The sequence below is a fragment of the Pseudobacteroides cellulosolvens ATCC 35603 = DSM 2933 genome (genome assembly GCF_001262605.1).
In the GTDB taxonomy this organism is placed as follows: domain Bacteria; phylum Bacillota; class Clostridia; order Acetivibrionales; family DSM-2933; genus Pseudobacteroides; species Pseudobacteroides cellulosolvens.
In genome coordinates this window covers 1,839,954-1,865,490 of record NZ_LGTC01000001.1, presented here as the reverse complement: position 1 = coordinate 1,865,490, position 25,537 = coordinate 1,839,954, and the positions used below count along the sequence as shown (strand labels likewise).

37 protein-coding genes are annotated in these 25,537 nt (G+C 27.9%); all 37 read left to right on the top strand.

Going from position 1 to position 25,537, the window contains the following annotated elements:
• Window positions 1-238: 238 nt before the first annotated feature.
• The 37 genes from Bccel_RS07645 (at window position 239) to Bccel_RS07480 (ending at window position 25,525) form a co-directional block, all read left to right on the top strand.
• Complete coding sequence (locus Bccel_RS07645) at window positions 239-430, top strand: hypothetical protein (RefSeq protein ID WP_036941496.1); 192 nt, start codon at window positions 239-241, stop codon at window positions 428-430.
• A 245-nt stretch (window positions 431-675) separates the two neighbouring features.
• On the top strand, window positions 676-1,290 hold the full coding sequence (locus Bccel_RS07640; protein WP_036941498.1) for a GIY-YIG nuclease family protein: 615 nt from the start codon (window positions 676-678) through the stop codon (window positions 1,288-1,290).
• An 86-nt stretch (window positions 1,291-1,376) separates the two neighbouring features.
• Entirely contained in the window at window positions 1,377-1,556 is a 180-nt protein-coding gene (locus tag Bccel_RS07635) for a DUF3606 domain-containing protein (protein ID WP_036941499.1), read from the top strand.
• A 141-nt stretch (window positions 1,557-1,697) separates the two neighbouring features.
• Window positions 1,698-2,333, top strand: coding sequence for a hypothetical protein (locus Bccel_RS07630; RefSeq protein ID WP_036941501.1), 636 nt, complete (start codon window positions 1,698-1,700; stop codon window positions 2,331-2,333).
• Between the two features lie 83 nt (window positions 2,334-2,416).
• Window positions 2,417-2,710 carry a hypothetical protein gene (locus tag Bccel_RS07625; protein WP_036941502.1) on the top strand — a complete coding sequence of 98 codons (294 nt, stop codon included), beginning with the start codon at window positions 2,417-2,419 and terminating at the stop codon, window positions 2,708-2,710.
• Window positions 2,711-2,859: 149 nt separating this feature from the next.
• Entirely contained in the window at window positions 2,860-3,306 is a 447-nt protein-coding gene (locus Bccel_RS07620; protein ID WP_036941504.1) for a phBC6A51 family helix-turn-helix protein, read from the top strand.
• A 349-nt stretch (window positions 3,307-3,655) separates the two neighbouring features.
• Entirely contained in the window at window positions 3,656-5,440 is a 1,785-nt protein-coding gene (locus Bccel_RS07615; protein WP_036945464.1) for a terminase large subunit, read from the top strand.
• A 21-nt stretch (window positions 5,441-5,461) separates the two neighbouring features.
• Entirely contained in the window at window positions 5,462-6,808 is a 1,347-nt protein-coding gene (locus tag Bccel_RS07610) for a phage portal protein (protein ID WP_242857069.1), read from the top strand.
• A complete protein-coding gene (locus Bccel_RS07605) occupies window positions 6,808-7,839 on the top strand; it encodes a minor capsid protein (protein WP_081927243.1) in 1,032 nt (343 codons plus the stop codon). Before Bccel_RS07610 ends, Bccel_RS07605 begins: the two co-directional genes overlap by 1 nt.
• 119 nt (window positions 7,840-7,958) lie before the next feature.
• Complete coding sequence (locus tag Bccel_RS32020; RefSeq protein WP_276326219.1) at window positions 7,959-8,090, top strand: hypothetical protein; 132 nt, start codon at window positions 7,959-7,961, stop codon at window positions 8,088-8,090.
• Window positions 8,063-8,503, top strand: coding sequence for a DUF4355 domain-containing protein (locus Bccel_RS07600; RefSeq protein WP_050753251.1), 441 nt, complete (start codon window positions 8,063-8,065; stop codon window positions 8,501-8,503). The genes Bccel_RS32020 and Bccel_RS07600 overlap by 28 nt, the downstream gene beginning before the upstream one ends.
• A gap of 32 nt (window positions 8,504-8,535) precedes the next feature.
• Window positions 8,536-9,474 (top strand): SU10 major capsid protein, encoded by a 939-nt coding sequence (locus Bccel_RS07595; protein ID WP_036945462.1) that lies wholly within the window; start codon window positions 8,536-8,538, stop codon window positions 9,472-9,474.
• Window positions 9,475-9,554: 80 nt separating this feature from the next.
• A complete protein-coding gene (locus Bccel_RS30160) occupies window positions 9,555-9,701 on the top strand; it encodes a hypothetical protein (protein ID WP_154673515.1) in 147 nt (48 codons plus the stop codon).
• A 7-nt stretch (window positions 9,702-9,708) separates the two neighbouring features.
• Window positions 9,709-10,992: a polysaccharide deacetylase family protein gene (locus Bccel_RS07590; RefSeq protein ID WP_036945461.1), complete on the top strand. Its 1,284-nt coding sequence runs from the start codon at window positions 9,709-9,711 to the stop codon at window positions 10,990-10,992.
• A 65-nt stretch (window positions 10,993-11,057) separates the two neighbouring features.
• Window positions 11,058-11,399, top strand: a complete 342-nt coding sequence (locus tag Bccel_RS07585; RefSeq protein WP_036945460.1) for a hypothetical protein — start codon at window positions 11,058-11,060, stop codon at window positions 11,397-11,399.
• Window positions 11,400-11,401: 2 nt separating this feature from the next.
• Window positions 11,402-11,692, top strand: a complete 291-nt coding sequence (locus tag Bccel_RS07580; RefSeq protein WP_036945459.1) for a hypothetical protein — start codon at window positions 11,402-11,404, stop codon at window positions 11,690-11,692.
• A gap of 10 nt (window positions 11,693-11,702) precedes the next feature.
• Window positions 11,703-12,035 (top strand): phage head-tail connector protein, encoded by a 333-nt coding sequence (locus Bccel_RS07575; protein ID WP_152965955.1) that lies wholly within the window; start codon window positions 11,703-11,705, stop codon window positions 12,033-12,035.
• A 1-nt stretch (window position 12,036) separates the two neighbouring features.
• The gene (locus Bccel_RS07570) at window positions 12,037-12,420 is read left to right on the top strand and encodes a hypothetical protein (RefSeq protein ID WP_036945457.1); all 384 of its coding nucleotides are present in this window, start codon (window positions 12,037-12,039) and stop codon (window positions 12,418-12,420) included.
• An 11-nt stretch (window positions 12,421-12,431) separates the two neighbouring features.
• Window positions 12,432-12,896 carry an HK97 gp10 family phage protein gene (locus Bccel_RS07565; RefSeq protein ID WP_036945456.1) on the top strand — a complete coding sequence of 155 codons (465 nt, stop codon included), beginning with the start codon at window positions 12,432-12,434 and terminating at the stop codon, window positions 12,894-12,896.
• Entirely contained in the window at window positions 12,893-13,327 is a 435-nt protein-coding gene (locus Bccel_RS07560; RefSeq protein WP_050753250.1) for a phage tail terminator family protein, read from the top strand. Before Bccel_RS07565 ends, Bccel_RS07560 begins: the two co-directional genes overlap by 4 nt.
• A gap of 5 nt (window positions 13,328-13,332) precedes the next feature.
• A complete protein-coding gene (locus Bccel_RS30720; RefSeq protein ID WP_162838930.1) occupies window positions 13,333-13,509 on the top strand; it encodes a YqzN/YkzM domain-containing protein in 177 nt (58 codons plus the stop codon).
• Window positions 13,510-13,512: 3 nt separating this feature from the next.
• On the top strand, window positions 13,513-14,841 hold the full coding sequence (locus tag Bccel_RS07555) for a phage tail sheath family protein (protein WP_036945455.1): 1,329 nt from the start codon (window positions 13,513-13,515) through the stop codon (window positions 14,839-14,841).
• 15 nt (window positions 14,842-14,856) lie between these two features.
• Entirely contained in the window at window positions 14,857-15,312 is a 456-nt protein-coding gene (locus tag Bccel_RS07550) for a phage tail tube protein (RefSeq protein ID WP_036945454.1), read from the top strand.
• 79 nt (window positions 15,313-15,391) lie between these two features.
• A complete protein-coding gene (locus Bccel_RS07545) occupies window positions 15,392-15,802 on the top strand; it encodes a phage tail assembly chaperone (protein ID WP_036945452.1) in 411 nt (136 codons plus the stop codon).
• A 218-nt stretch (window positions 15,803-16,020) separates the two neighbouring features.
• On the top strand, window positions 16,021-18,048 hold the full coding sequence (locus Bccel_RS07540; protein WP_050753249.1) for a tape measure protein: 2,028 nt from the start codon (window positions 16,021-16,023) through the stop codon (window positions 18,046-18,048).
• Window positions 18,020-18,733, top strand: coding sequence for a LysM peptidoglycan-binding domain-containing protein (locus Bccel_RS07535; RefSeq protein WP_050753248.1), 714 nt, complete (start codon window positions 18,020-18,022; stop codon window positions 18,731-18,733). The genes Bccel_RS07540 and Bccel_RS07535 overlap by 29 nt, the downstream gene beginning before the upstream one ends.
• A complete protein-coding gene (locus Bccel_RS07530) occupies window positions 18,726-19,697 on the top strand; it encodes an XkdQ/YqbQ family protein (RefSeq protein ID WP_036942419.1) in 972 nt (323 codons plus the stop codon). The genes Bccel_RS07535 and Bccel_RS07530 overlap by 8 nt, the downstream gene beginning before the upstream one ends.
• A 15-nt stretch (window positions 19,698-19,712) precedes the next feature.
• Window positions 19,713-20,003, top strand: a complete 291-nt coding sequence (locus Bccel_RS07525) for a DUF2577 family protein (RefSeq protein ID WP_050753247.1) — start codon at window positions 19,713-19,715, stop codon at window positions 20,001-20,003.
• A complete protein-coding gene (locus Bccel_RS07520; RefSeq protein WP_242853132.1) occupies window positions 20,003-20,419 on the top strand; it encodes a DUF2634 domain-containing protein in 417 nt (138 codons plus the stop codon). Before Bccel_RS07525 ends, Bccel_RS07520 begins: the two co-directional genes overlap by 1 nt.
• Window positions 20,412-21,488 carry a baseplate J/gp47 family protein gene (locus tag Bccel_RS07515; protein ID WP_036942418.1) on the top strand — a complete coding sequence of 359 codons (1,077 nt, stop codon included), beginning with the start codon at window positions 20,412-20,414 and terminating at the stop codon, window positions 21,486-21,488. The genes Bccel_RS07520 and Bccel_RS07515 overlap by 8 nt, the downstream gene beginning before the upstream one ends.
• A gap of 13 nt (window positions 21,489-21,501) precedes the next feature.
• Window positions 21,502-22,074, top strand: a complete 573-nt coding sequence (locus Bccel_RS07510; RefSeq protein ID WP_036942417.1) for a putative phage tail protein — start codon at window positions 21,502-21,504, stop codon at window positions 22,072-22,074.
• The gene (locus Bccel_RS07505) at window positions 22,067-22,639 is read left to right on the top strand and encodes a hypothetical protein (RefSeq protein WP_036942410.1); all 573 of its coding nucleotides are present in this window, start codon (window positions 22,067-22,069) and stop codon (window positions 22,637-22,639) included. Before Bccel_RS07510 ends, Bccel_RS07505 begins: the two co-directional genes overlap by 8 nt.
• Window positions 22,640-22,876: 237 nt before the next feature.
• Window positions 22,877-23,149, top strand: a complete 273-nt coding sequence (locus tag Bccel_RS07500) for a hypothetical protein (protein ID WP_036942405.1) — start codon at window positions 22,877-22,879, stop codon at window positions 23,147-23,149.
• A gap of 122 nt (window positions 23,150-23,271) precedes the next feature.
• Window positions 23,272-23,565: a hypothetical protein gene (locus Bccel_RS07495; RefSeq protein WP_036942402.1), complete on the top strand. Its 294-nt coding sequence runs from the start codon at window positions 23,272-23,274 to the stop codon at window positions 23,563-23,565.
• A gap of 13 nt (window positions 23,566-23,578) precedes the next feature.
• Window positions 23,579-24,211, top strand: a complete 633-nt coding sequence (locus Bccel_RS07490) for a C40 family peptidase (RefSeq protein WP_050753246.1) — start codon at window positions 23,579-23,581, stop codon at window positions 24,209-24,211.
• A 263-nt stretch (window positions 24,212-24,474) separates the two neighbouring features.
• Entirely contained in the window at window positions 24,475-25,029 is a 555-nt protein-coding gene (locus Bccel_RS07485) for a type II toxin-antitoxin system PemK/MazF family toxin (RefSeq protein WP_050753245.1), read from the top strand.
• Between the two features lie 295 nt (window positions 25,030-25,324).
• On the top strand, window positions 25,325-25,525 hold the full coding sequence (locus Bccel_RS07480; RefSeq protein ID WP_036942399.1) for a helix-turn-helix domain-containing protein: 201 nt from the start codon (window positions 25,325-25,327) through the stop codon (window positions 25,523-25,525).
• The last annotated feature ends 12 nt before the right edge of the window (window positions 25,526-25,537 follow it).

The window sequence follows — 25,537 nt, the reverse complement described above, 5'->3', positions numbered from 1 at the left end:
TGCCTTTAAGCCTTTATATTACTAGCTTAAAGGCACTTTTTTATTTTATGCAATAAAGTTATAAAACATAGTAAAATAAAGGGTTTGAGCCAAATTTTAGTCAATTACAATATGACAAGATAATTTATATTATATAGTATCGACAACTCTATTGTATCAAAGCCAAAATCAAAAGTCAATATATATTTAAAATATTTTTATTTACAAAAAAAATTGTTAAATGTTAAAAGGTGAGGTTATGAATGAAACACTAGTAGAAAGAACAAATAAATATATACGGGAATGTGGTATTAAAGCTAGATTTATATGTGAAACTTTAAATATAGATGAACCTTATTTCTGTAGATGGAGAAAAGGACAAAAGAAATATATATTAAAAGATGCTCAATATAAGGCTTTGAGTGAGTTTTTAGAATCAAAAGGGTATTAGTTTTTTAAGATAAATATTTAGATATAATACTGCATAATAATACTAACATTTTCAAATGCAATAGTCAAGAAAAAATTAAAAATAATTTAGATATTTCATAGCAGTAAAGCTGCTTTAAATATAATCCTCCTGTTTGGAGCTGTCTAAGTGGCAGCTCTTTTCTTTTTATATGGGAGGAAAACAATATAGGTATTTTAAATTTAGTTGGTTATGTCTAAGCCTGAAAGACAAGATAGGAGCAAATTATGAATGATAAAATGAAAGTTGTAGGAAATATTTATTGTGCTGGTGTATATGGTATGAGATTAAAGGGTTCTCAAGAGTATATTTATGTCGGTAGTGCTATAGAGATTAATGATGCACTAAGTAGGCACAATTATTATTTGAAAAGAGGTTTGTATAATAATACTAATAAACAGATTCTGCAATATTATTTTGATTTAGAAGAATTGATTTTTGAAGTAATTCATGAATCTGAACACAAAAAAGTTAAGGAAATGAGTTTTCAGGAAAAGGAAAACTTACACAAAGCTTTAAGTGTTTTAGAAAAATTTTATATTGAGATGTATAGAAGCTCTTGTTGTAATACACAGAATGAAGTTTCAAAGCATAGTAGCAACAAAGACATGTCTACAACTATCAAAAGACAGAAAGTAAATTCAGGGAGTAATAATCCTAATTCGAAATATAAAAATAAAATAATTGCTGAAATATTGTGGCTTAAGATAAATGGATACAAACCAAAGCAGATAGCAGAGTTCTATAAGGATGTTAACAAAGGGTATATAAGTCAAATAGGAATAACAAAATGGATTCATTTAGAACCAATTAAGCCAGAGTTTGTTGAAGATATTGTTTAATTTACATATTTATTAAAATATTTATATTAATTGCAGGAAATTCCCTCCTAATAGAGAAATAGGAAATTAGAAGGGAGGTGAATTGTATGCCAGATGATAAAACAATTAGGCAACCATTAGATGGAAAAAGAATTGATATTAATGATCCTAATGAAGTAAGAAATTGGACTGATATTTTAGATTGTACACCTGAAGAATTAAAAGATGCTGTAAAAGCAGTAGGAACTTCAGCTGATGCGGTTAAAGATCATTTAGAAGATAAATAGTAAAAAATTATAAGTGCTTGAAACCTCTATCAAAATCAGGTAGAGGTTTTTAGCTGTTGAAATTTATATAATAATAAAGGATTATTTGTAAGAATGTAGAATATTCCATTCTAATAAAACTTCTAGAATGGGGACATCAGGATGAGAATAAAATTAAAATATTGCAGATATTGCTTAAATTATGTAATAAAACATGAAACTTGGCATAAGCACATTAATAAAATAAGGTTAGAAAACATTGAAAAAATAAAAGAAATAAAAGAAGATGGATTAAGTGAATTGCTGGAAGAGTATAAGTTAAGATTGGAATCAGATTACATGAAAATTTTTCTTCCGATAATAACTTTTATAACTAATATCATGTTTTCTATTATGTTTTCTGCTGCTGCAGTTTATTGGGGATTTAAAAACTCTTTAATTAATAGTTATTGGAGTAAAACATTTGATAAGCCAGATTTCAATAAACCTGAATTTAAAAGTGAACTTATAGGAATTTCTCAAAACACTTTAAATCAAACATTTTTGGATATCTTATTAACCGGAGTATATTTTCTTATAATAGCTTTATTTATTTTTGTATTGATTACAATGTATTCGAATAGGTGTATAACTGCAAAGAATTACTTGTATAAATACTTTATAGCATATTTAAACGATGAGATTCAATTAAGGAAACAAATTAATGTTATAGAACCTGAAAAGGAAATAATCAAGGATTATATAGAAGAAGCGGTTCAAATGAATAGAAATAGAAAACATAAGAAAGTAAAAAGATAGCAATCAAATAATAATGAATGAAACCTCTTGAAAACAGGAGGTTTTTTGTTGTGCGATTTTAAATTGAAGATATGAGGTATCATATGAAAATTACAAATGAAGTGAAAATTGGCTACAAGAATTATACAATTAACATGGTTAATCATGATATCTATGTTGATGGAAAAGAATGTTATGGACAAATCAATTATGATAATGAATATATAAATATAGCTGATAAATTTAATGATAATCAGAAGAAAGCTACCTTTATTCATGAGATAGTCCATGGCATTGATGAAATGTACGGTAGTGATCTGACAGAAAAGCAAGTTGAATTATTTAGTAATGGATTGTATATGTTTTTGTTGGATAACCCTGAAGTATTTGAAAAATAAAAGTATAGGATACTTAAATAGATGGACATTTTTTATTAACTGCAACATATTCAAGTGTTTTTTCTAGGTATTTAATAAATTTTGTCTATGTAAGAGTGATTTAAATGTTGGAATATTAAAATGAAATGTTGATAAGTTGGGGTGATAATATGGGATTTGAAAAGTTACCAATACTAGATGATAGACATTTAAAAGCTATTGAAATGATAATAGATGGAAGTTATAAAATTAACGAGATAGCTGCTGCTTGTGGTGTCGAAAGAACTACTCTATGGGATTGGCGAAAAAAGAACAAGACTTTTATAGCTGAACTGGACAGAAGGATACAAGAGCATAAAAGTTTTTTAAAGAATAGTAGCGAAAAGAAGTTTGAAAATAAGCTAGATATTGCTATAAATACTATAATAAATATTGCTGAAAGTGGCAAGAATGAAGCAACTAAGCTTGAAGCAGCCAGGTACATATATGAGGTACTAAATGGGAAGATACCAAATAAGCTTACAGTTACAGAGAATATAGAAGATACAGATAATGCAGGTAATATTATAGAAGATATAGAAGATTGGGATAATACAGAGGATACAATAAAAGATTAATTTTAATACAAAGTAAAATTGTAATTAATTAGTAGTCAATTCAACACAATGCATATTAAGTTTAACTCAATACAACATAATCTCAGTTGTATTATATTATAAAAACTACTTATAATATAGTCATATCAATGGTTACAAGGATTATAATAAATTAATGTATGTCAATTATATTTTTTTATGCATATCAGAATGTATATTATACATTGATATACGTTAATTTGTGTATAAAAATACATGATACCCTACCCATACCCTTCTTTTTGGAAATCTCAAAAATCAGGGGTGATTACCTCTACAGTTTTTTATAATATTTTTTAAGGATTTGAACCCTAAGAAACAGGTGAATTAAATGATAGACAATAATTTTGATAATGATAGATATAACCAAATTACACTTCACAAATATCTTACATTTCAATTAATACAAGAAAAAAATTATCCTAAAGCTGAAGCAAAGAAAAAGGCAACTGAATTAATAAGAACAAGTACTAATTTATGGGGAAAAAATGGATTAGCTTATTATTTAGGTCAAAAGTCTTTTGAATTCTTTTGTTTATATTACTTACAGGATATATTTGTTGCAAAACCAACTAATAAACAAAGAGGATTAGCACCAGTTCATTATGAAATGTGGAATTTCATAGATGAAATGTTTATTAAAGATTACTTTGATAAAGGTAATATGGTTATTCCAAGAGGTTGTGCAAAAACAACCGTGTGTGATTTAGCTTTGACAATATGGCTTCATTGCTATAAACAATCTATATTCACTATAATTGGAGCAAAAAAAGAAAGAGATGCTAAACAATTTATGGATAATATTAGAACTGTATTTGAAAACAATCAATTTATAATTAAAGCATTTGGTAAATTAATTGATACTAAAAAATTCACTGTAAATAGTGAAGAAATTGAATTATCTAATGGTACAGATATACAAATAGTATCTTCAGGTGCTTCAGTTAGAGGTATGAACTATAGGGGAATAAGACCTACATGTTTTATTGGTGATGATTTTCAGGATGAAGCAGATGTTTTAACAGAAGAAGCAAGTATTAAGAAGTGGGATAAATGGTGTAAAGAGATTGAAGAATTTGGTGATACAGCAACATATAGAGATGGTGTAAAAGTAGGTAAAGCAACAAAGATTTTATCTATAGGTACAATTATGAAAAGTAATTGTCTTATAAGTAGATTATGTAAGCAAAAAGATTATAAGACATTGTTAAAAAGAGCAATTATTCTTGAAGATGGACAAAAGATTGAAGATATATTTGATAAAGGCTTATGGTTGGAATGTAAAAGAATTTATTTTGATAATAAACGTGATAATCCTTATCAAGAAGCAAAGGATTTTTATATAGAAAATAAAGAATTAATGTATTTTCCTATACTTTGGGAAGATAAATGGGATAGATTTGAAGATTTAGCTGTTAAGTACTGGAAGAATAGAGAAGCATTCATGACTGAAAAAATGAATGATGCAGCTACTATTGGAGAAAAGAAATTCAAATCTAATAGAACTGAATCACCTGAAGAAATTAACAAACATAATTTCTTAAAGACTATGCTTTGTATTGACCCTGCTGGAACAAATACAAAAGTAAAAGGTAAAAAAAAAGACTATTTTGCATTTCTGGTTGGTTCATTATCTGATAATGGTTTTAAATATTGTCGTAAAGGTGAACTTCTTAAATTTGAACAATCAAATGGAAAAGAATATGATGCCTATATTAAACATACTTTAGACCTTTTAAAAAAGTTTAAAGATATTACCCACATATGGATTGAAAAAAATACTTATGGTGGAGCAGATGCAATTAGAATTCGTGAAGAATTATGTAAAGATCATGAATTAAGATGTAGAGATATAGAAATTATTAATACATCTCAAAACAAAAATAAAGATGATAAGATTTCAACAATTGTTGGTGATGTTAATAATGGAAGAATTATATTCAATTCTGAAGATACTGAATTCATAGAACAAATTATGGAATTTCAAGGGTGTAACTTTTCTGCCCATGACGATGGAGCTGATATAACCGCGGAATTTAACAATAGGATTGATGAAATTGAAGTTCTTGAACCTATAGATATATTTAAGATAAGTGACCTATATAGAAGAAGGTAAGGTGGTGAGATTTTGGAACAGATGCAATTAATAAAAAAATGTTTTGAACAGTTAAATATAAATATTGCAGCAAAAATGATATATCAAAAGTATTATATTGGTTTACATGATATATATGCAGATTATAAAAGGATTGATTCGAGAAGCAATGATATTCTTGTAAAGAACTTTAATAAAGAATTTATAGAAAAATATGTAAGTTATTTGTTAAGTAATCCAGTTAATTACATACACAAAAATGCTGATAAAACTGTTACAGATATAATAGATTTAAATTTCTCTACTTGGGAAACATTACATAATCAAGAGTTATTAAGATATTGTTTAATCTTTGGTGAAAGTTATGAGCTTAACTACATAAACGCAGATAAAGAATTTGGTTCTTTGGCTTTAAATCCATTAAATGCTTTTATTTTAGAAGATGGAACAGCAGATAAAAATGTATTACTTGGATTACACTTTTATGAAGATGCTATAGATAGTATTGGTACAGCTTCAAGTATTGTTAAAAAGTACCTTGATGTTTATACTGATACTGAAGTAATAACTTATAATGTAACTAGTTTGCAGATTGGTGAAGAAAAGAGCAGGAAGAAACATAATTTTAGTAAAGTTCCTATGCGTGTATTAAGGCTTAATGATTATGCTATAGCAAATTTAGAAGATTATAAGACTGAACAAGATGCTTACAATACTTCTATTAGCAATTACCAAAATGAAATCAATGATAATAGAAATGCAATTTTATTTTCTAAAGGTATGTCTATTAAACCAGATTCTGATGGTTCAGGAAATACAGATGAATTTTATAAAGATGTTGTTAATAATGGTTGGGTAAATTGTAAAAATAAAGATGCTAGTATGGAATTCGTTACTAAAGAAATAGGTGAATTTGTAAGTAATCATATAAATAATTTAAAAGAAGATGTATATGGTGCTGCATCTATGATTGATGAAGTTAAAACACCTACAAGTAATACAAGTGGAGATGCATTAAGACAACGTTTACATGCTTTGGAATGTAAAGTAAGTTTAATGAAATCTGCTATAGAAAAAGTATTAAAACAAAGATTAAAATTATTCTTTGATTATTATTATAAATTAACTGGAACAAAGTTTGATTATAGATTAGTAAATGTTAAATTTACATTAAATATACCAAAAGAGATTACAACATTATCCAATGCTATACCAAATCTATTACAAATATATCCTAGAACTCATATATTATCAAAATTTGGTGATGTAGATAATCCAGAATTAATTTATAAGAAATGGCTTGAAGAACAAGAAATGGAAGTAAATCCAGATACTAATAATCAATTTGGATTTAACAATACCAATTCAAATACTGGTGGTGGTCAATAATGGCTATTCCCAATAAAGAATATTGGATTAAGAGATCAGAGCAAAATTTAATATTACAGGAAAAGAAAGCAGAAGAATATGGTTTATTATTGTTAAAGTCTTACCAAAATGTAAAAGACAATATAGATAAAGAACTATCTGTTTTCTATCAAAAGTATGCAATAAATAATAATATAAATTATATAGAAGCACAAAAGCTTTTAAGCAAATCAGAATTAAGTAAGTTTAAGGATTCATTAGATGAATATATTAAACAAGCTAAATTATATTCAGATAATCCAGAATATATAAAGAAGCTGGAAAATATGAGTATAAGAGCTAGAGTTAGAAGAATTGAAGCATTAAAAATTGAAATAGAACATCAAATTCAATTATTAACTTCTAAAAATAATATAGAAACTGGTAAATTACTTAATAATATTTATTCTGATGGCTATTATAGAAGTATTTGGACAGTTCAAACAGGTTTATCAATTGGATTAAGCTTTGATAAATTAAATACTGATACTATTGAAAAAGTTGTTAAAACTCAATGGTTAGGTGAAAACTATTCAGACAGGATTTATAAGGATAAGGATAAATTAATTCGTACACTTGAAACTGAATTGACACAAAGTTTTATTCGTGGTGATAGTGGACAAAATACAGCAAAACGTTTATCTAAGAGATTAGATATATCATATAACAATGCTATAAGGTTAGTTAGAACTGAAAGTAATCATATTTCTAATGAAAGCTTTGGAGATGGTTTAATTGCTTCTGGTGTAGTATCACAGTATGAATATGTAGCCACATTGGACAATTTAACTTCAGAAATTTGTCAGGGTTTAGATGGATTAGTATTTAAATTATCTGACAAACAAGTAGGCATAAATTATCCTCCAAGTCATCCAAATTGTAGATCAACAATAATTCCATATTTTAAAGATGAATTATCACCTGAAAGAATTGCAAGAAATTCAGAAGGTAAAACATATTATGTTGAAGGTGATATGACTTATGAAAAGTGGAAAGAAAAATATGTAGATTAAATTGACCACTTTGTTTATAAACAAAGTGGTTTTTTATATTAACTAAAAAATATCAAAATAATTTTTATTGCGTTCTTAGGGATTTAATCGTTAAGAGGGCAGAAAGGGATGGATTTAATATGGATTTTAATGAAATAAAAACATTTATAGAAAGTAATAAGGATTCTAACGAGGAATTAAAAACATATCTTCAGGGTCTTTGGAAACTTGGAAGACTAACAATTTGCAAAAAGAAATTGATACAGAAATAAAGAAACGTTTTCCTGAAGCTGATCCCAAAGATATAAAGATGAAGGAACTTGAATTGAAGTTAGAACAGATGCAGAAAGAGACTTTTAAAAAAGAGTTAACTAATTCAGCTATTAAAACAGCAACAGAAAAACAACTTCCTGTATCTATTATAGATTTTATTCTTGGTGCTGATTTAGAAAGCACTAATAAAAATATAGAAACATTTGAAGCTATTTTTAATGATCATATACAAAAGCAAGTAGAAGCAAGAATAGCAGGAAATTCATATGTGCCACCAAATGGTGGAGGAAGTAATAACAATTCAGAATTACAAGCATTGCAAGCAGAATATGCAACAGCAATGAGCAATGGAAATATGCCTTTAGCAATTGCAATTAAAAATAAAATGGTTGCATTGCAAAATAAAAAATAATTAATTTAAAAAATAAGAGGAGAATGATAAATATGGCAAACGTAGCAGCAGGAACAGTATGGAATCTTCCAAATTATACAGGTGAGCTTTTTACAGCAGATGCAATTAACACACCTTTTCTTTCAATGATAGGTGGTTTGACAGGTGGAATGATGACAGAAAACTTTGAGTTTCCAGTAGATTCATTATATTCACATCAATCAGCTAGTCAGCCTGCAATTACTGAAACAGCTTCATTGACAGCACCAACAGCAATATCTTATGTAAAAACACAGGATAAAAACGTAACTCAGATATTCCAAGAACAGGTATCACTTTCTTATGTGAAAATGAGCAATGCTGGTAGACTTTCAGGAATAAATTCAGCAGGAGCATCAAATAATGCACCTTCTGAAAGAGATTTCCAGATAGCAAGAGCATTAGAAAAAATCGCTCGTGATGTTAACTATACTTTCTTAAATGGTACATATCAAATTGCAACAAATGCAGGTGTAGCAAATAAGACAAGAGGTATGATTGAACTTTGTTCTACAGGAAATACAGTTGATGCAGCAAGTGCAGAATTAAGTAAAGAATTGATAGATTCTTTATTACTTGAAATGTTTACAAATGGAGCATCTTTCAAAAATATGGTTCTTTTCTGTAATGGTTATCAAAAGCAAAGAATATCTAATGCTTATGGTTATGCACCCATGGACAGGGCTATAGGTGGATTAAACATTAAACAAATAGAAACAGATTTTGGAAATATAGGTGTTCAACTTGATAGATTTATGCCAGCAGGAACAATTGGTATATTCGATATGTCTGTAATTGCTCCTGTATTCCAGCCAGTACCTAATAAAGGTAATTTGTTCTACGAAGAACTTGCTAAAACAGGTGCAGCAGAATCAGGTCAGATTTTTGGACAGATTGGATTAGCTCATGGAGCTTCTTTTATGCATGGAACAATAACTAACTTAAAGACTTAATAATTTAATTTATTAATTAAGGGAATTGAAATATATTCCCTTTTTTATTTGATAATAAGGAAAGATAAGGTGAATTTGAAATGGCAGATACATTAATTGGAATACAGCCAAAAATAAGAGAGAAATTAGCCAATTTGCAAAAAATCATTATATTAACTCAAGCTGAATATGACGCACTTCCTGAAACTAAAAATACAGATGGTATTGTATACATGATTAAGGAGTGATAACAAAATGATGATATTTAATAGTAGTAGTATTGCAGATGTAAAATGTAATGGCAATATCATCACAGATGCGTATTTTAATGGTCAAAGTTGTTACTCTAGCAGTTTAATTAATTATAAAAATAAAGTAGTGCTGGATGACTTCGCATCAGTAGAAGATTATTCCCCCAGTACTGTACCTACTTTGATAACAAACCAAACATATTCGCATCAGGCTGATGGAAAAGCTTTAGCTGTTACTACACCAGTTGATAGTACATTAAGTATTATTGATAAATATATACAAAAAAATATGAGTGAGCTTGACTGTGTTGATGTATGGTGCTATATTCCTGATATATCTCAAGTTGATAGAATAGGGATTATTCTGCGAACCACAACTTCTTCATATCCACAATTTGAAATGCTTTATTACAGTTACTATGCAGACAGTACGAAGCCAAATTTATCTAATGGATGGAATCACTTTAAAATAACGAAAAGTATGTTCAAGAACATAGACGAGGCAACATGGAATTGGGTTGAAATACTTTCTTATAGAGTATGGGCGATTGGAGAAAACAAACCAACAGTATATTTTTCTGATTGTAGTTATAATGAATATGTTAAACCAGCAGTTTTAATTCACTCAGATGATGGTTATAAAAACAATGTAACAGTCACACATGCACTAGCAAAACAGTATGGGATTAAGTGGAATTTTTGGATACCACATTCTAGTATAATTGGTGGTAATGAAAACTTACTTACTGAATCAGAATTAGATGCTTTAGCTCTTGATAGTGGCACTGTACAGTTATGTAATCATAGTTGGACTCACGCAGAGGATTTGCACTTAGCTGACCCTCAAACACAAATCAATGAATTTGCTTTAATGCGTGACTACATGCTAAACAGAGGTTGGGGTGATGGTGCATATTATTTTGCAACTCCAGGTGCAGGAGAATGCTGGGATGAACCCATGATGCAAAGATTACGTGATAATGGTTGCAAGGCAGCTAGAGTTAATAGAACAGGAATCCCAATATCTTTACCAATAGCAAATAAATGGGAATTACCAAATATAGCACTAGGCTCAGGTTCTACTTGGGTAGATGATATTAAACCATACTTAGATTGGTGTTTGGAAGGTGGTATAACTCCATCATTTTACTGGCATGATGTTAGCCCTGTAGGAGTTGAACCAGTTGGATGGCAATTCTCAGGTGACTTAGTGTTGCAAATGTTTCAGTACATTCATGATAATGGGATAAAAACTTTGTTCATGAAAGATTTATTAAAAATGGTATAAAGAAAATTAAACTAAAAGAGGTTGTTAATTCAGCCTCTTTTATTATTTTTAATTGAGGTGAAATAATGAAATTTTATGGTCATGGTGTAATTTGGGATAAAGAAAATGATGAAGTTTTATGTAAATTTGTTAATGGAGAATTTGTAACTGAAGATATTGTTATTATAGAAAAATTAAAGAACCTTAATTATTCTTGTGATGAACAAGATAATCAAGATAATGATAAATCTTCTGATGATATTAAAGATGAAGAATCTAATAGCAATGATAACGAAAATAAAGATATAAATTATTCAGAATTATCTTTTCAGGACTTAAAAAAGGTTGCTAAAGAAAAAGGTATAAAACTTGAAAGAAGCATGAAGCAAGAAGATATATTAGAAGCATTAACGAAAGTTGGTGAATAGTTGTGAGTGTAGCTAGAACCACAGAAATTTTAGAAAATATTAATAAAGGATGGACATCTGTTCTTATTACTGCTACAGCAGCAGAAACAAAAACAGTTAAAACAAGTGCAGGTAAAGTAGCAAAAATTCTTGTTAATGGAAATTATAATGTAACATTAAATGATGATACAACTGCAAAATGGGCAGCAATAAATAATACAAGTGTAGATTTTTCAAATTGTCCTATAAAATGCGATACTTCTATTAAATTGACATTTAGTGGTGCAGGTAGTGCATGGATTGTATATAAATAGGGGTGAAATTATGACTAATTCAGAAATATTATCCACAGCTAAATTGTTGCTTGATATTTCAGATACAAGTCAAGATGCAATAATTAACTATTATATATCTGCTTTGCAAAGAAGGATAGTTAATATTTGTGGTCTATCGTCATTTCCTACAGAGTTATCAGATTTAGTTGTTGATATTATAGTTAGGAAGATAAAAGATGATAGATTAGATGGTTTGGATTCTGTTAATATGGGTGACACAAATATTAAAATAAAAGGTAGCAAAGATTCTAAAAATATAATTGGTTACTTGGAAGAGAACATGTCTGAATTACAAAATTTCCAATATACAGAGGTGATTTAACATGTTAAATTCAAGTACTATTGATTATATTAAAAAGCAATATAAAAAACTATATACTGATACTGCTAATGTATATAGATATAGTAAAACAACTACTTCAGCAGGAGCAACAAGAGTTAATGCTGGTTCAACACCAACTATTCAAAATATGCCATGTAGAATAAGTCAAAAAGAATTAAATAGTCCTATCCAAAGCCAAACACCAACAGAAAACAATATATCTTATGAGATTAAATTATTTTGCTCAAATGATTTTGAGATTAAAACAGGTGATAGAATTGAGGTAATAAGGAATGGTAAGGTAATCAAAACTTATGAAGCAGGAGAACCATTTTTATATCCTACACACCAAGAATTGTTGTTACATAGGCTTGATAGAGGATAGGAAGTGTTATTATGTCATTAGATGTACAAGGGTTTAAAGATTTTATACAGAATTTTGAAAAGTTATCACAAACAATAGATGTTGAAATTGAAAAGTTTTTTTATGAAATTGCTTTGAAAGCTTTAGCAAGAACAAAAAAACGAACTCCTGTATTGACAGGTGATTTAAGAAAGCAATGGGTATTATCAAACATTCAAAGAAATGGAAATAATTTAACTGTTATTTTATCAAACCCATTGGATTATGCTAGTTATGTTGAATTTGGACATAGAGTTGATAAACATTATGTACCTGGGGAATGGAAAGGTAAAAGATTTGTTTATAATCCAAACTCTAATAAAGGTGTGGTAATGGGAACAAAAACAGCATGGATTGAAGGTAAATTCATGGCAACTATTTCATTAAAAGAGATTCAAGAGAGTATACCCAAAGAATGGGATAAGCGATTTAAACAATTGTTAGGTGGTGCGATATGATAATTACAAATATAAAAGATTCAATTGTTAAGGCACTTAAAACATCGTATCCAACTTATGAAATATATGATGAGTTAATTAAACAAGGATTTCAAGAACCTTGTTTTTTTGTAAAAATAATAGAACAAGATACAAAAAAAGAATGTAAAAATAGATTTAGATTTAATATTATGTTCGATATTCATTGTTTCCTTGATGAAAACACAGTTAACATTGATGAACAATATCATATGATTGCTGAAGATTTATATGAAAAGCTAGAATTATTTTCTGATTTGTCTGGTGGTAATTTAAGAGGATTAAATAAAAGACATAATATTGAAGATAAAGTTTTACACTTCTTTTTGGATATAAATGTTTCAACAAAAATACCAGTTGACAGTGTTAATATGGAAACACTTGATACTAATTCATATATAAAGAAGGATTGATAATCATGTCAAAAAAAGAAATTGAAACTATTAGTAAGTATACAAAAGAACAGATTTTGAATAGTAAGAAATTTTCTTCTTATAACAAAGATGTAATAATGGCAATTTTGAAAGATGATTGTACTTATAGTATAGAAGAAGCAGAAAATTTAATTAATGCGTTTTTGGAAAGGGTGGTATAAAGTATGGCTGGAGGAACTTGGGCAACACAAAATAAAGTAAGACCTGGAGTTTATGTAAATTTTAAATCAATTCCTGATAGTTTAGGAAATGTATCAGATAGGGGTATTTGTGCTTTACCATTAATAATGGATTGGGGTGCAGAAGCAACAGTTACAGAAGTAAATATTGAAGCTAATTTCTTTAAACTGTTTGGCTATGATTTGTTTAATTCTAATTTGTATTCATATGCAACAGCAACAACACCAACCAGTGAACTGTTTTATGTTAGAGAAGCTTTAAGAAATGCTAAAACAGTATATGTATATAGACTTAATACAGGTACTAAAGCAACAAAAACATTTGGAACTTTAGTTGTTACAGCTAAATATTCAGGTTTGCGTGGAAATAATATTTCTATTGCTATTCAGCAGAATATTGATGATAATACCAAATTTGATGTTATAACTTATGTTGATTCTGTAGAGCAAGATAGACAATCATTAGTTTCTACTGTAGCAAATTTAAAAGCCAATGATTGGGTTGTATTTAGTGGTACTGGTAATTTAACAGTTTCAGCAGGAACTTTGTTAGCAGGTGGGGCAAATGGAACTGTAACAAGTACAAATCATACTAATTTTACAAGTGCAATTGAAATTGTAGATTTTAATACAGTTGGATATATTGGTGATGATTCTGATATTAAAGCTGTATATAAAGCTTTTGTTGCTCGTTTAAGAGATACAGAAGGTAGAAAAATACAGGCAGTTCTTTATAATTATGCTAGTGCTAATTATGAAGGTATTATATCAATTAAAAATGATGCAAAATTAGTTGCTTGGACAGCAGGTGCAGTAGCAGGAGCAAATGTAAATCAATCTCTTACATACAGAAAATATGATGGTGATGTACCTGTAAATCCTACTTATACAAATAGTCAAATTATAACTGCACTTAATGCAGGAGAATTTGTATTTACTAAAAATGCAAGTGGAGAAGTTATAGTTGAGCAGGATATAAACACATTTGTTTCATTTACTTCAGAAAAAGGCAAAGAGTTTAGAAAAAATAAAGTGATTCGTACACTTGATGCTATAGCAGTTGATGCGAAAAAGATTTATGAAAATTTCTATATTGGTAAAGTCAATAATGATGCTAATGGTAGAAATCTTTTAAAAAATGAGCTTATAACTTATATGAAGACATTACAGAGCTTAAATGGAATCCAAAATTTTGATGCAAAAACTGATATAGAAGTTCTTGCAGGAGAAGAATCTGATGCAGTTGTAATAAATCTTTATGCACAACCTGTAGATGCAGTAGAAAAGATTTATGTAATTGTAAATATAGCTTAAGGGGGCAAATAGACTATGGCTTTTAATAATGTAAAAGATGTTATTAATGGTGGCGAAGGAACAGCATTCGCAACGATTAATGGGAATATTGAAGAATTGGCATATGTTAAAAAAGTAGAAGCAAAAATTGAGAAAAATAAAGAAGAAGTGAAAACACTTGGTAAGCGTGGTACTGGTTCAAAATCCAGAGGTTGGAAAGGTACTGGCACTATGACTATTTATTATATAACTTCAATCTTTAGGAATTTAATGTCTGAATATAATAGAACAGGAAAGGATACCTATTTTGATATTCAGGTAACAAATGAAGACCCAGCTTCAGCAACAGGAAAACAAACAACAGTACTAAAAAATTGTAATATTGATGGTGTAATACTTGCAAAACTTGATGTTGATGCTACTGCATTAGACGAAGAAATTTCCTTTACATTTGATGATTTTGAAGTGTTGGATAGTTTTTCTAATTTATAAAGGGACTCACTAATTAGTCAGTCCCTTTTTATTATAACAGAATCAACTAAAATTAATTTAAATAAGAGGAGATATTATTATGTCTAAATTACAAGCATTTTTAAATAAGAATATAATTGAGGAAGTAACAGAAGAAGTTATAATTTCAAATAGATTTAGAGATGAAGATACAGGAGAAATACTAAAATTTAAAATAAGGCCAGTTCCTTTATCTGAATATAAAACCATTCAAAAAGCTTGCACTAAAATAACTAAAAATGGTGCAGAGTTTGATAATGTAACATTCGCTGAAAAGATTGTTATAGAAGGAACAGTAGACCCTAATTTTAAAGATGCTGAAAGCATTAAAGCAGTAGGAGCAACTTTACCTATTCAATACTTATATAAAGTTTTAAGAAGTGGTGAGGTTATATCATTATCTGAAAAAATACTTATATTATCTGGATTTGGCGAAAATTTAGAAGAATTAGTTGAAGAAGCAAAAAACTAATAAAGCAAGGTGATAGTGAATTTAATATGGCACACTATGCCTTGCAAAAGCTTCATATACTACCAAGTGTATTTGCAGATTTACCAGATGCAGAAAAAGCATTTATTTATGCAAGTACATTAATCAAAATTGAAGATGAAAAAAAATTAAAATAGATTATATAAACCACCTGTTTATTTGTAGGTGGTTTTAATTTTCTCAAGTGGGAGGTGTGAAGAATGTCAACGTATTCATCTACTCTAAAATTAAATGACCAATTTTCCAAGCCTTTGCAATCAATTGTAAAAGCAATGCATATGACATTAAATGTTATGGAACAGCTTAATTCTGCCTCTGCAAGAGATATAAGATTGAGTAACACAATTGCATCAGCAAGAGCAGAAGTAACGAGTGCAAATAGAGCAATACAGAGAATGACACAAAGTATTAATGATACAAACAATGGAATTAATCATACAACAGAAGCACAAAGAAGATATAATAATGAAGCACAAAAATCAACAGGTATATTTTCAAATTTGAAAAATATTGTAAGTGGATTAATTGGCCTCTATGCTATAAAAAAATCTATGGAAACATTAGATAATTTATCTAATATAAGTGCTAGATTAAACTTAATAAATGATGGAAGTCAAACGCTTGCCCAACTTCAAGATAAAATATATCGTGCTGCACAAGATTCTAGGGGTGAATATGCTTTAATGGCTTCAAGTGTTGGTAAACTTGGTATATTGGCTAAAGATGCATTTAAAACTAATGATGAAGCTATTTATTTTGTAGAACAGATGAATAAACAATTTAAAATTGGTGGTGCATCTATTCAGGAACAATCTTCAGCAATGTATCAGTTAACACAAGCTATGGCAGCAGGTAAACTCCAAGGGGATGAATTTAGAAGTATTATGGAAAATGCACCTTTGTTAGCACGAGCAATTGCTATGGAAATGAAAGTGCCTATGGGTGACTTAAAGAAAATGGGTTCTGAAGGTAAAATTACAGCACAAATTATTAAAAATGCTATGATTAATTCAGCAAAAGAAACAGATGCCCAATTCAAAAAAATACCAATGACATTTGGAGATATAGGTAATTTAATTAAAAATAAATTTATGGTTGGCTTAATTCCAATTCAACAAAGTATTACTAATTTATTCAATTCTTCTGGTGGAATGGCTTTTGTTAATGCTTTGGCAAGTAGTTTAAATGTAGTTGTAATGATTCTTAGTGGATTACTAAATTCACTTATAGCAATAGGAACATTTGTGCAGCAAAATTGGAATATAATTCAGCCTATTTTGATAGGTATTGGAGCAGCATTTTTATTATGGGGAGCAACACAAATTCCAATGTTAATCACTAAGTTATGGTTAATGGTAACTCCTATATTGGCACAGGCAGCAGCTTGGTTAGCAGTAAATTGGCCTATATTATTAATTGGTGCTGCAATAGGATTATTATTATTTGCAATGATAAAGTTTGGTAATATTGTTGTAAAAGTTGTTGGTGTAGTTGGTGGAATATTTGGTTCATTATTTGCATTTTTATTTAACAATTTTGCATATTTCGCCAATATAGTTTTATCTGTAGCAGAATTTTTCATTAATGTTTGGCGTGACCCTATTTATGCAGTAAAGAAATTGTTTTTCGATTTGGCTATAAATGCATTAAGTTTTTTAACAAATATAGCAAAAGGTATTGAAGGTATAATCAATAAAATTCCAGGTCTAAATGTAAATATGACAGGTGGAATGACAGGGTTATTAGAGAAACTTAAAACTGAAAGAGATAATCTAAAAAGTGACAAAGATGTTGTTAAACTTACTAGATTTAATCAGATTAGTTATGGAGATGCATTTAATAAAGGTCAACAAATTGGTGAAAAAGTAGGTCAATTTGCAGTAGATGGTGTTCAGAATATTGCAGGTATGATTGGAGATAAATTTAATTCGTTATTGGATAGTCAAGATAATTTGTTTGGAAAAGGTAATTCACAAATAGGAAGTATTAAAAGTGATGTTAAAATTAATGCAGAAGATATTAAGCTTTTGCGTGATGTAGCTGAAAGAGAAGCTATTAACAAGATTTCAACTTTAGCACCAAATATAACTGTTAAATTTGGTGATGTTCGTGAAACAGCAGATGTAAACGTTGTTGCTAATAGAATAAAAGAAATGTTAGAACAGCAAATTGCATTATCAGCAGAGGGGCGTATAGATAATGATAGAAGAATATGGTATATTTTTTGATTTTGAGGGTGAAACTATACGTCTTCCTCAAAATCCTTCTGAATTTCAAATAAAAGTAAAAAGTTCAAATAAAACATATGAATTAGTTAAATTAGGTGAAATATCTGTAATTAAAGATATACCTTTAAGAGAAATAAGTTTTAAAAGTACTTTACCTAATAATAAAGATTATCCATGGGTATTAACCAAAAATCTATTTAAATATCCAATATTTTATTTGGTAAAATTTAGACAATATAAGGAAAGTAAAAAACCTGTTAGGCTTGTAGTAACAAGAAAAACATATGAAGGTATTTCAGATGTTCAGACAAATATACTTGTTACAATAGAAGATTATACTGCTACGGAAGTTGCAGGAGCTTTAGGGGATTGGGAGTATTCATTAAATTTAAAAGAATATCGTGAATATGGCACTAAAAAATTAAGTTTTCAGAAATCTACTTCAACAAGTACTTCAAAAGTTGTAAATGTACAATCTAATAGGCCAATTACTAAAAATATACCTAAAACATATACAGTCAAATCAGGTGATACATTATGGTTAATAGCTAAAAATCAATTGAATGATGGTTCTAAGTATGTTAATTTATATAATTTAAACAAAACTGAAATAGATAAAAGAAATAAAAATACATCAAATTCAAAATATACAATATATGTTGGGCAGGTGTTAAAACTTGGATAATATAGAATTATTAATACAAGATAATACCAATAGTGATATATATGATATTTCGGATATAGTAGAAGGTACAATTACTTGGAGTACAGAAAGATTAGGAGAAGCAAGTAATCTTGAATTTAGTATTATTCCAAATGGAGAACTATCATTTTATGAAGGTTCAATTGTTAGATTTAAATACCATGGGAATAACATATTTTATGGATTTGTTTTTTCTAAAAGTAGAAATAAAGATAATGTAATAAAAGTTGTAGCTTGTGATCAATTAAGATATCTAAAAAATAAAGAAACATATGTATTTCAAAACAAAAAAGCAAGTGAAGTTTTAATTAAAATTGCTAATGATTGGGAATTGAAAACAGGTAATATAGATGATACAGGTTATGTAATTCCTTCTATGGTAGAAGATAATCAATCCTTATTAGATATCATATATAAAGCAAATGATTTAACATTATTATCTACGAAAAAATTATATGTTTTATTTGATAATTTTGGAAAGCTGGATTTAAGAAATGTTGAAAATCTTAAAACAGATTTAATTATAGATGGTCAAACAAATTTAATTGATTTTGATTATTCAAGTTCAATTAATGATACATATAATCAGATTAAACTTGTGAAAAAAGATAAATCTGGTGGTAGTAGAGAGGTTTATATTGTTAAGGATAGTAGCACTATAGCAAAATGGGGTAAGTTACAATATTATGAAAATGTAGATGATAGTTTAAATGAAGCACAAATTATTGAAAGAGCAAATAAATCATTGTCTTTATACAATAGAGTTAATAGAAAATTGTCAATTCCTGTTATTGGTGATGTTAGAGCTAGAGCAGGATTTTCTATTTTTATAAATAAGTTAAATCTAGGTGATATTGTTTTAAATCAATTTATGCTTATAGAAAAAGCAACTCATTCATTTTCAAACAATGATTATACAATGAATTTAGAATTAAGGGTTATTTAAGGATGGTGATATACAATGTTTTTACCACAGATTCAAGATATAATTACAAATAGATTGGAAACTATGAAATTAACAGATTATACACATGGTGAAGTCACAAGTATATCACCATTAAGGATTAAAATAGATCAAAAATTAGAATTACCTGAAAGTGTAATAATTCTTACATCTAATGTAATTGAAAAGAAAATTACAGTAGATTCACAGGAAATTACAATAAATGAAGGTTTACAAATTAATGATAAAGTTATTTTATTGAGAGTAGAAAAAGGACAAAAATTTATTGTATTGTCAAAGGTGGTGTAATGATGGCAATAATACCTAGTAGTGATATTAATATTGGTGAAGATATAGAAGTAGTTAACCAACCTACTTTAACATATTATTGGGATACTACAAATAAAAGAATAACTGGTTATGTAGATGGAAAACAAGCCATGAAACAGGCAATATATAAAATAATTGAAACGGAAAGATTTCAGTATGCCATCTATGATTGGAATTATGGTATTGAATTAGAAGGATTAATTGGAAAAGATCCTTTATTTGTTTCAGCAGAATTAGAAAGAGTATTTACAGAAGCTTTAACAGCAGATGATAGAATAATATCATTATCTGATTTTATTATAAATAATTCAGAATCAAGTGTATTTGTTGTATCTTTTACTGCGAATACAACAGAAGGTGATATTACTATAGAAGGAGTGGTTGTAAATGTTTGAAGGTAAATCATATGAAGTAATATTGACTAATATGCTTGATAGAGTACCCAATACAATAGATAAGAGACAAGGAAGTATAATATATGATGCACTTGCACCAGCAGCAGCAGAATTAGCACAATCTTATATAGATTTAGATTTAATTTTAAATAATGCTTTTGCAGATACAGCAGAAAATATATATTTAGATAAAAAATGTTCTGAAATTGGAATAACAAGAATTTCAGCAAGTAAAACAATTCAAAAGGGTGTGTTTACAGGTACAGAAGGATCAGCATTAGATATTGATATTGGTAGTAGATTTACAGCAGTAAATTCAAGCGTAAATTTTATAGCTATAGAAAAAATAGCAAATGGTCAATATAAAATGCAATGTGAAATAGCAGGTTCTATAGGAAATACTGTTACAGGACAATTAATTCCAATTTCATATATAGAAGGACTTCAAACAGCAAATTTAACTGAAATATTAATATTGGGTGAAGATATAGAAGATGATAATAGTTTAAGACAAAGATATTATTCTAAAGTTAAAAATATTGAAAAAGATGGAAATGTTGCTCAATATGTAGAATGGGCAAATGAATATTCTGGAATAGGTAATGTTAAAGTTTTTCCAATATGGAATGGAAATAATACAGTGAAAGTATCTATTTTAAACTCAAACAATGATATTGCATCTACAGAATTAATTAATTCATTTCAGGAATTTTTAGATCCAAATAAAGAAGGACTAGGTGAAGGTGTAGCACCAATAGGAGCAATAGTAACAGTAACAACAGCAACTTATAAGAATATTAATATAGTTGCAACTGTTAATGTTGCTGAAGGTTATACGTTAACACAAGCTCAACAGGCTACACAATTAGCAATAGGAAACTATTTTAGAAATGAAATTTCCTATAAAAAGAATGTTGTTTCTTATTTCACCATTGGTACAGTATTGACAAATTTAAATGAAATAGAAAGTATAGTTTCTTTAACTTTAAATGGTGGAAATTCAGATATAACATTATTAACAGAAGAAATACCGAATTTAAACAGTTTAACATTAACTGAATCTACATAAAGAGGTGATTTACTTGTCAGATCAATACGAAAAAATGAAAAAATATTTACCTAATGAATTTAATGAAATTTTGGAAATTGATTCTATATTACAAGCAGAATCACCAGAATTTGAAGATATTAATGATAGTAAAGAAGATATTAAAAATGAAATGTTTATTGATACCGCAACAAATTATGGATTAAATAGATGGGAAAAAAATATCCTCAATATTAATCCTAAAAGTGATACAAATTTAAATGATAGACGAGGAACTATAAAAAGTTATCTGATAGGTTTAAATAAATTAAATGCTACTCGTATTCAAGAATTAGCACAAGCTTTTAATTATGGTCAAATTAATGTTGGACTATTAAATTCTACATTAGTTATTACATTTTTAGATTATTATTCTCCACCTTCAGAGTATAGTGATTTCTATAATTATATTGTGACAAGAAAACCTGCACATTTAGGATTAGAAATACAATTTAAAACAATTAATTGGAATAATGTAGAATCTTTAAATTTAACATGGGATCAAATTGAAAATTTAAATTTAACATGGACTGAAATTGAAGAAGGGAGTTGGACGAATAATGTCTAGTCTAACAACAAACTTAGGATTAAAAAAGCCTGATGGTACAGATTTATTTTTTAAAAGAGAAGATTATAATAGTAATTTAGATAAAATAGATGAAGCTATAAATAATATAATTACTTTACCTAATGTAAAAGTAAAAGCAAGTGGAACAACTGTACCTATTTCATATAATAATGGTGTAGGAATTTATGTACCATGGACAGGTACAGATTATGATACGCATGGAATGTTTGATATATCTCAACCTGATTGTATTACATGTAAAGTTGCAGGTAAATATAGGATAAGTGCAAGTGTAGATATAGATATAGTAATGAAAGACAGTAACTATCGTATTAAAACACAGTTAATAATGACTAGAGGTACAACTAATACAATCTTAAATATTGATTATGATCCTGAATTTAACACTACAATATATCAAACTGTATCAGCAAGTGTTCAATTAAATGTAAATGATATTATTAGAGTAAGGGTTAGTCCAGAAAGAGATTATAATGGATTTTCTTTATTTAGAGGTACAAATAATCCAATGTATTTTTGTGCAGAATGTTTTGAATTAACATAATATTTAACATAATGAATTATTGATTAAATTAATTAAATATGTTAAACTAAACAAGCAAAGCACTAAATCAAGTATGTACAACTTGATGAATGGTATTTCCTGAATACCTGTGCTTTGTACTTATATATTTCAGGAAACCATAACAGGAAATGGTGTATATATTAATACACCTATAAAAATAAAGCATAGTCTCTTAATTGGGATTATGCTTTTTATTTTTTGGAAAGGGTGTTAAACATGGAACAATTAAACGAGAAAGTATTAGATGCAGTAAATTCAGTACTACAAAAAACAGAAAAAATCTTTAACACATATGAAATGTTTGTAAATATTTTAAAATGTATAATTTTTACATTGCTAATATGTGTAACAATAATGGTTGGATTTTTTACAATTTCTAATTCTATTAAAGAAAGTAATATTGCAAAATATTATTTTAATCAAAATTATTCACAATCAATTCAAAATAATGATATGAAAATGAATCAATCAATTAAGGGAGGTCAATAATTATGGCAAATCAATCAATACCACCTATTCCACCTATTCCTCCACCAGAACCAAAGAAAACTTTTGTACAAATAGTATTAGAAACATTTAAAAAGATTTTTCAATAATTGGAGGTTTTTAAAATGAGTACTGAAATTGAAGCATTAGAAAAAAGAATAGATAAATTAGAAACAAGGCAAGACAAAGTTGAAGCAGATATTACAGAAATTAAAGTTGGTAATGGAATTGTAAACGAGAAATTAAATACAATGGCTACAACTTTAAAGAATATAGAAAACATGGTTGCCAAATTAAGTAAAAGAGGTTTTACAGATGTATTAGGATGGTTTACAAGTAAAGCTATTCCAAGTTTAATTACTGGTGGAATTATAGCATCTATAATTCTTTTAGTTTTAAAAGTTTTAGGTAAAATTTAAAGAAGGTGTTAATATGTTAAAAGATTTTATAAACTATGCAAATAGTAAATTAGGACAAGGCTACGCATGGGGTGGCAATTTTGAGAAGGTGCTAGATTCCAAGGAATTACAAAGGTTAATTAATAATTTTGGTAAACAGCATTATTATTTTAATGGGTACAGCACCGAAAAATGGATTGGAAAATATAGTGGGGATTGTTCGGATCTAATTTTATATGCACTTAAGAAAGATGGCAAAATAAAACCTTCAGAAGATTATACTGCTCAAGGTATTTATGATAAACTCTGCAAACCTATTACTAAAGCTGAATTGAAAGTTGGAGACTTATGTTTTACTAAAGGTACAAATGAAATAGTACATATAGGAATATATTTAGGAAACAATCGTGTTTTGCACGCAAGATCAACGTTTTATGGGGTTGTTAACACTCAATTATTTACTAGTTTTAATGTGTTTGGAAAATTAAAATGTTATGAAAATGAAACAGAATTGATAAATCCAGATGTTGAAAATGCTATTAATATACTTATGGAAAAGACAGTGAATATAATTACAGATAAAAAGAAGTGGATTGATAAAGCAAGTAAAGATAAAGATGTTTACTGGTTGATAGTAAAGGCTGCAAGCAAGTTTAAAAAATGTTAAACCTAGACACCCCAATTATAAAAGATGATCAGCACAGTATGACAGTAACATATGACTATACAATATTATAATAAGTCAACAATTATTAAAATAAAACCACTAACCATCTTATAACAAAGACAGCTAACAAGTTTAAGAAGTAACAAATCTCCAAACCCAACATATACTAATAGTAACAACAACCTTCACATTTTACAAAATATTTGCCTAATTGTCATAATATGATATAATTAGGTAGTATTTTGTTGAGTGGAGGAGAAATAATGGCAAATAGAATTACAAAAAAAGATATTGTAAATAATTTATTAACAGAAATTAAAAGTAATGTAAATGCTTTAAATGTTGATATTGCTATTCCTATATTAAATTGGACTTCAAAGAAGATAAATTTATCTCAACAAGAAAAAACTAGACAAGAAGTTTATAGAAAATCAAATAGAACCAAAGAAAAACCTAGATTAATTTATAAATGGTCTATTTATGAAGCAAATTTAGGAAAGAATGTTGGAAGTGAACAAAATGGCACTAATAGACCAGTACTTGTATTACAAAATCAAATTTTTAATTCTGATAGTAATACAGTAATTATAGTTCCACTTACTGATATACTTGATGTTAATGGAAATCAAAAAAGATTAATGAAAACACATGTAGAAATTGATCATAATGATTTATCTAAAAAATCAATTATTAAACTAGAACATTTAAAATCTATAAGTAAAAATAGATTAAAGAAATATGTGTGTTCAATAGATAATGTTGACAAAAGAGTAGAGATTGAAGAAAAAATCAAATTATTAATAGGAATCAAAAAATAGTTGACTGAATATAATAATAGTGATAAAATTAAATTATCAATAAGACTTTTATGCACTTTGTGCATTCACATAGGACTAAATTATTAACAACACATTATGTGAATTGCTAATAATCCTATGGTATATAAACTTTAAAAAACCACCTTTTTGAGGTGGTTTTTTCGTTATGTTTTTATTTTTTAAGATTTAATTTAAAACAAGTATTTTATTGAAAAATTTGGGTAGTGCCGATTAAAGGCACTACCTTTTTTGTATTGATTGAATAACCTTAATAATGTAAAATGGAGGAGTGCTTATGAACCTTGAAAACATAAATAATATTGAAGATTTACCTTTATTTCTTACAGTAAATGACGTTTCACAAATAATTGGAATATGTTTGGGAAAGGCATATGAGTTATTTCACTCAAAAAATTTTCCTTCGATAAGGCTTGGTAAAAAATTTGTTATTACCAAGAGTTCCTTTATTGAATGGATGAATAACCCAAAAATATGAAAGGTTGTGAAA

Excerpts from the sequence above, each read along its gene's own strand:
- Bccel_RS07595 (WP_036945462.1), top strand. The coding sequence starts at position 8,536 with ATGGCAAACGTAGCAGCAGGAACAGTATGGAATCTTCCAAATTATACA.
- Bccel_RS07645 (WP_036941496.1), top strand. The coding sequence starts at position 239 with ATGAATGAAACACTAGTAGAAAGAACAAATAAATATATACGGGAATGT.
- Bccel_RS07575 (WP_152965955.1), top strand. The coding sequence starts at position 11,703 with ATGACTAATTCAGAAATATTATCCACAGCTAAATTGTTGCTTGATATT.
- Bccel_RS07540 (WP_050753249.1), top strand. The coding sequence starts at position 16,021 with ATGTCAACGTATTCATCTACTCTAAAATTAAATGACCAATTTTCCAAG.
- Bccel_RS07570 (WP_036945457.1), top strand. The coding sequence starts at position 12,037 with ATGTTAAATTCAAGTACTATTGATTATATTAAAAAGCAATATAAAAAA.
- Bccel_RS07640 (WP_036941498.1), top strand. The coding sequence starts at position 676 with ATGAATGATAAAATGAAAGTTGTAGGAAATATTTATTGTGCTGGTGTA.
- Bccel_RS07495 (WP_036942402.1), top strand. The coding sequence starts at position 23,272 with ATGAGTACTGAAATTGAAGCATTAGAAAAAAGAATAGATAAATTAGAA.
- Bccel_RS07615 (WP_036945464.1), top strand. The coding sequence starts at position 3,656 with ATGATAGACAATAATTTTGATAATGATAGATATAACCAAATTACACTT.
- Bccel_RS30720 (WP_162838930.1), top strand. The coding sequence starts at position 13,333 with ATGTCAAAAAAAGAAATTGAAACTATTAGTAAGTATACAAAAGAACAG.
- Bccel_RS07490 (WP_050753246.1), top strand. The coding sequence starts at position 23,579 with ATGTTAAAAGATTTTATAAACTATGCAAATAGTAAATTAGGACAAGGC.
- Bccel_RS07550 (WP_036945454.1), top strand. The coding sequence starts at position 14,857 with ATGGCTTTTAATAATGTAAAAGATGTTATTAATGGTGGCGAAGGAACA.
- Bccel_RS07560 (WP_050753250.1), top strand. The coding sequence starts at position 12,893 with ATGATAATTACAAATATAAAAGATTCAATTGTTAAGGCACTTAAAACA.
- Bccel_RS07565 (WP_036945456.1), top strand. The coding sequence starts at position 12,432 with ATGTCATTAGATGTACAAGGGTTTAAAGATTTTATACAGAATTTTGAA.
- Bccel_RS07505 (WP_036942410.1), top strand. The coding sequence starts at position 22,067 with ATGTCTAGTCTAACAACAAACTTAGGATTAAAAAAGCCTGATGGTACA.
- Bccel_RS07630 (WP_036941501.1), top strand. The coding sequence starts at position 1,698 with ATGAGAATAAAATTAAAATATTGCAGATATTGCTTAAATTATGTAATA.
- Bccel_RS07555 (WP_036945455.1), top strand. The coding sequence starts at position 13,513 with ATGGCTGGAGGAACTTGGGCAACACAAAATAAAGTAAGACCTGGAGTT.
- Bccel_RS07500 (WP_036942405.1), top strand. The coding sequence starts at position 22,877 with ATGGAACAATTAAACGAGAAAGTATTAGATGCAGTAAATTCAGTACTA.
- Bccel_RS07585 (WP_036945460.1), top strand. The coding sequence starts at position 11,058 with ATGAAATTTTATGGTCATGGTGTAATTTGGGATAAAGAAAATGATGAA.
- Bccel_RS07485 (WP_050753245.1), top strand. The coding sequence starts at position 24,475 with ATGGCAAATAGAATTACAAAAAAAGATATTGTAAATAATTTATTAACA.
- Bccel_RS07605 (WP_081927243.1), top strand. The coding sequence starts at position 6,808 with ATGGCTATTCCCAATAAAGAATATTGGATTAAGAGATCAGAGCAAAAT.
- Bccel_RS07545 (WP_036945452.1), top strand. The coding sequence starts at position 15,392 with ATGTCTAAATTACAAGCATTTTTAAATAAGAATATAATTGAGGAAGTA.
- Bccel_RS07635 (WP_036941499.1), top strand. The coding sequence starts at position 1,377 with ATGCCAGATGATAAAACAATTAGGCAACCATTAGATGGAAAAAGAATT.
- Bccel_RS30160 (WP_154673515.1), top strand. The coding sequence starts at position 9,555 with ATGGCAGATACATTAATTGGAATACAGCCAAAAATAAGAGAGAAATTA.
- Bccel_RS07610 (WP_242857069.1), top strand. The coding sequence starts at position 5,462 with ATGCAATTAATAAAAAAATGTTTTGAACAGTTAAATATAAATATTGCA.
- Bccel_RS07525 (WP_050753247.1), top strand. The coding sequence starts at position 19,713 with ATGTTTTTACCACAGATTCAAGATATAATTACAAATAGATTGGAAACT.
- Bccel_RS07480 (WP_036942399.1), top strand. The coding sequence starts at position 25,325 with ATGAACCTTGAAAACATAAATAATATTGAAGATTTACCTTTATTTCTT.
- Bccel_RS07515 (WP_036942418.1), top strand. The coding sequence starts at position 20,412 with ATGTTTGAAGGTAAATCATATGAAGTAATATTGACTAATATGCTTGAT.
- Bccel_RS32020 (WP_276326219.1), top strand. The coding sequence starts at position 7,959 with ATGGATTTTAATGAAATAAAAACATTTATAGAAAGTAATAAGGATTCT.
- Bccel_RS07535 (WP_050753248.1), top strand. The coding sequence starts at position 18,020 with ATGATAGAAGAATATGGTATATTTTTTGATTTTGAGGGTGAAACTATA.
- Bccel_RS07590 (WP_036945461.1), top strand. The coding sequence starts at position 9,709 with ATGATGATATTTAATAGTAGTAGTATTGCAGATGTAAAATGTAATGGC.
- Bccel_RS07620 (WP_036941504.1), top strand. The coding sequence starts at position 2,860 with ATGGGATTTGAAAAGTTACCAATACTAGATGATAGACATTTAAAAGCT.
- Bccel_RS07520 (WP_242853132.1), top strand. The coding sequence starts at position 20,003 with ATGATGGCAATAATACCTAGTAGTGATATTAATATTGGTGAAGATATA.
- Bccel_RS07625 (WP_036941502.1), top strand. The coding sequence starts at position 2,417 with ATGAAAATTACAAATGAAGTGAAAATTGGCTACAAGAATTATACAATT.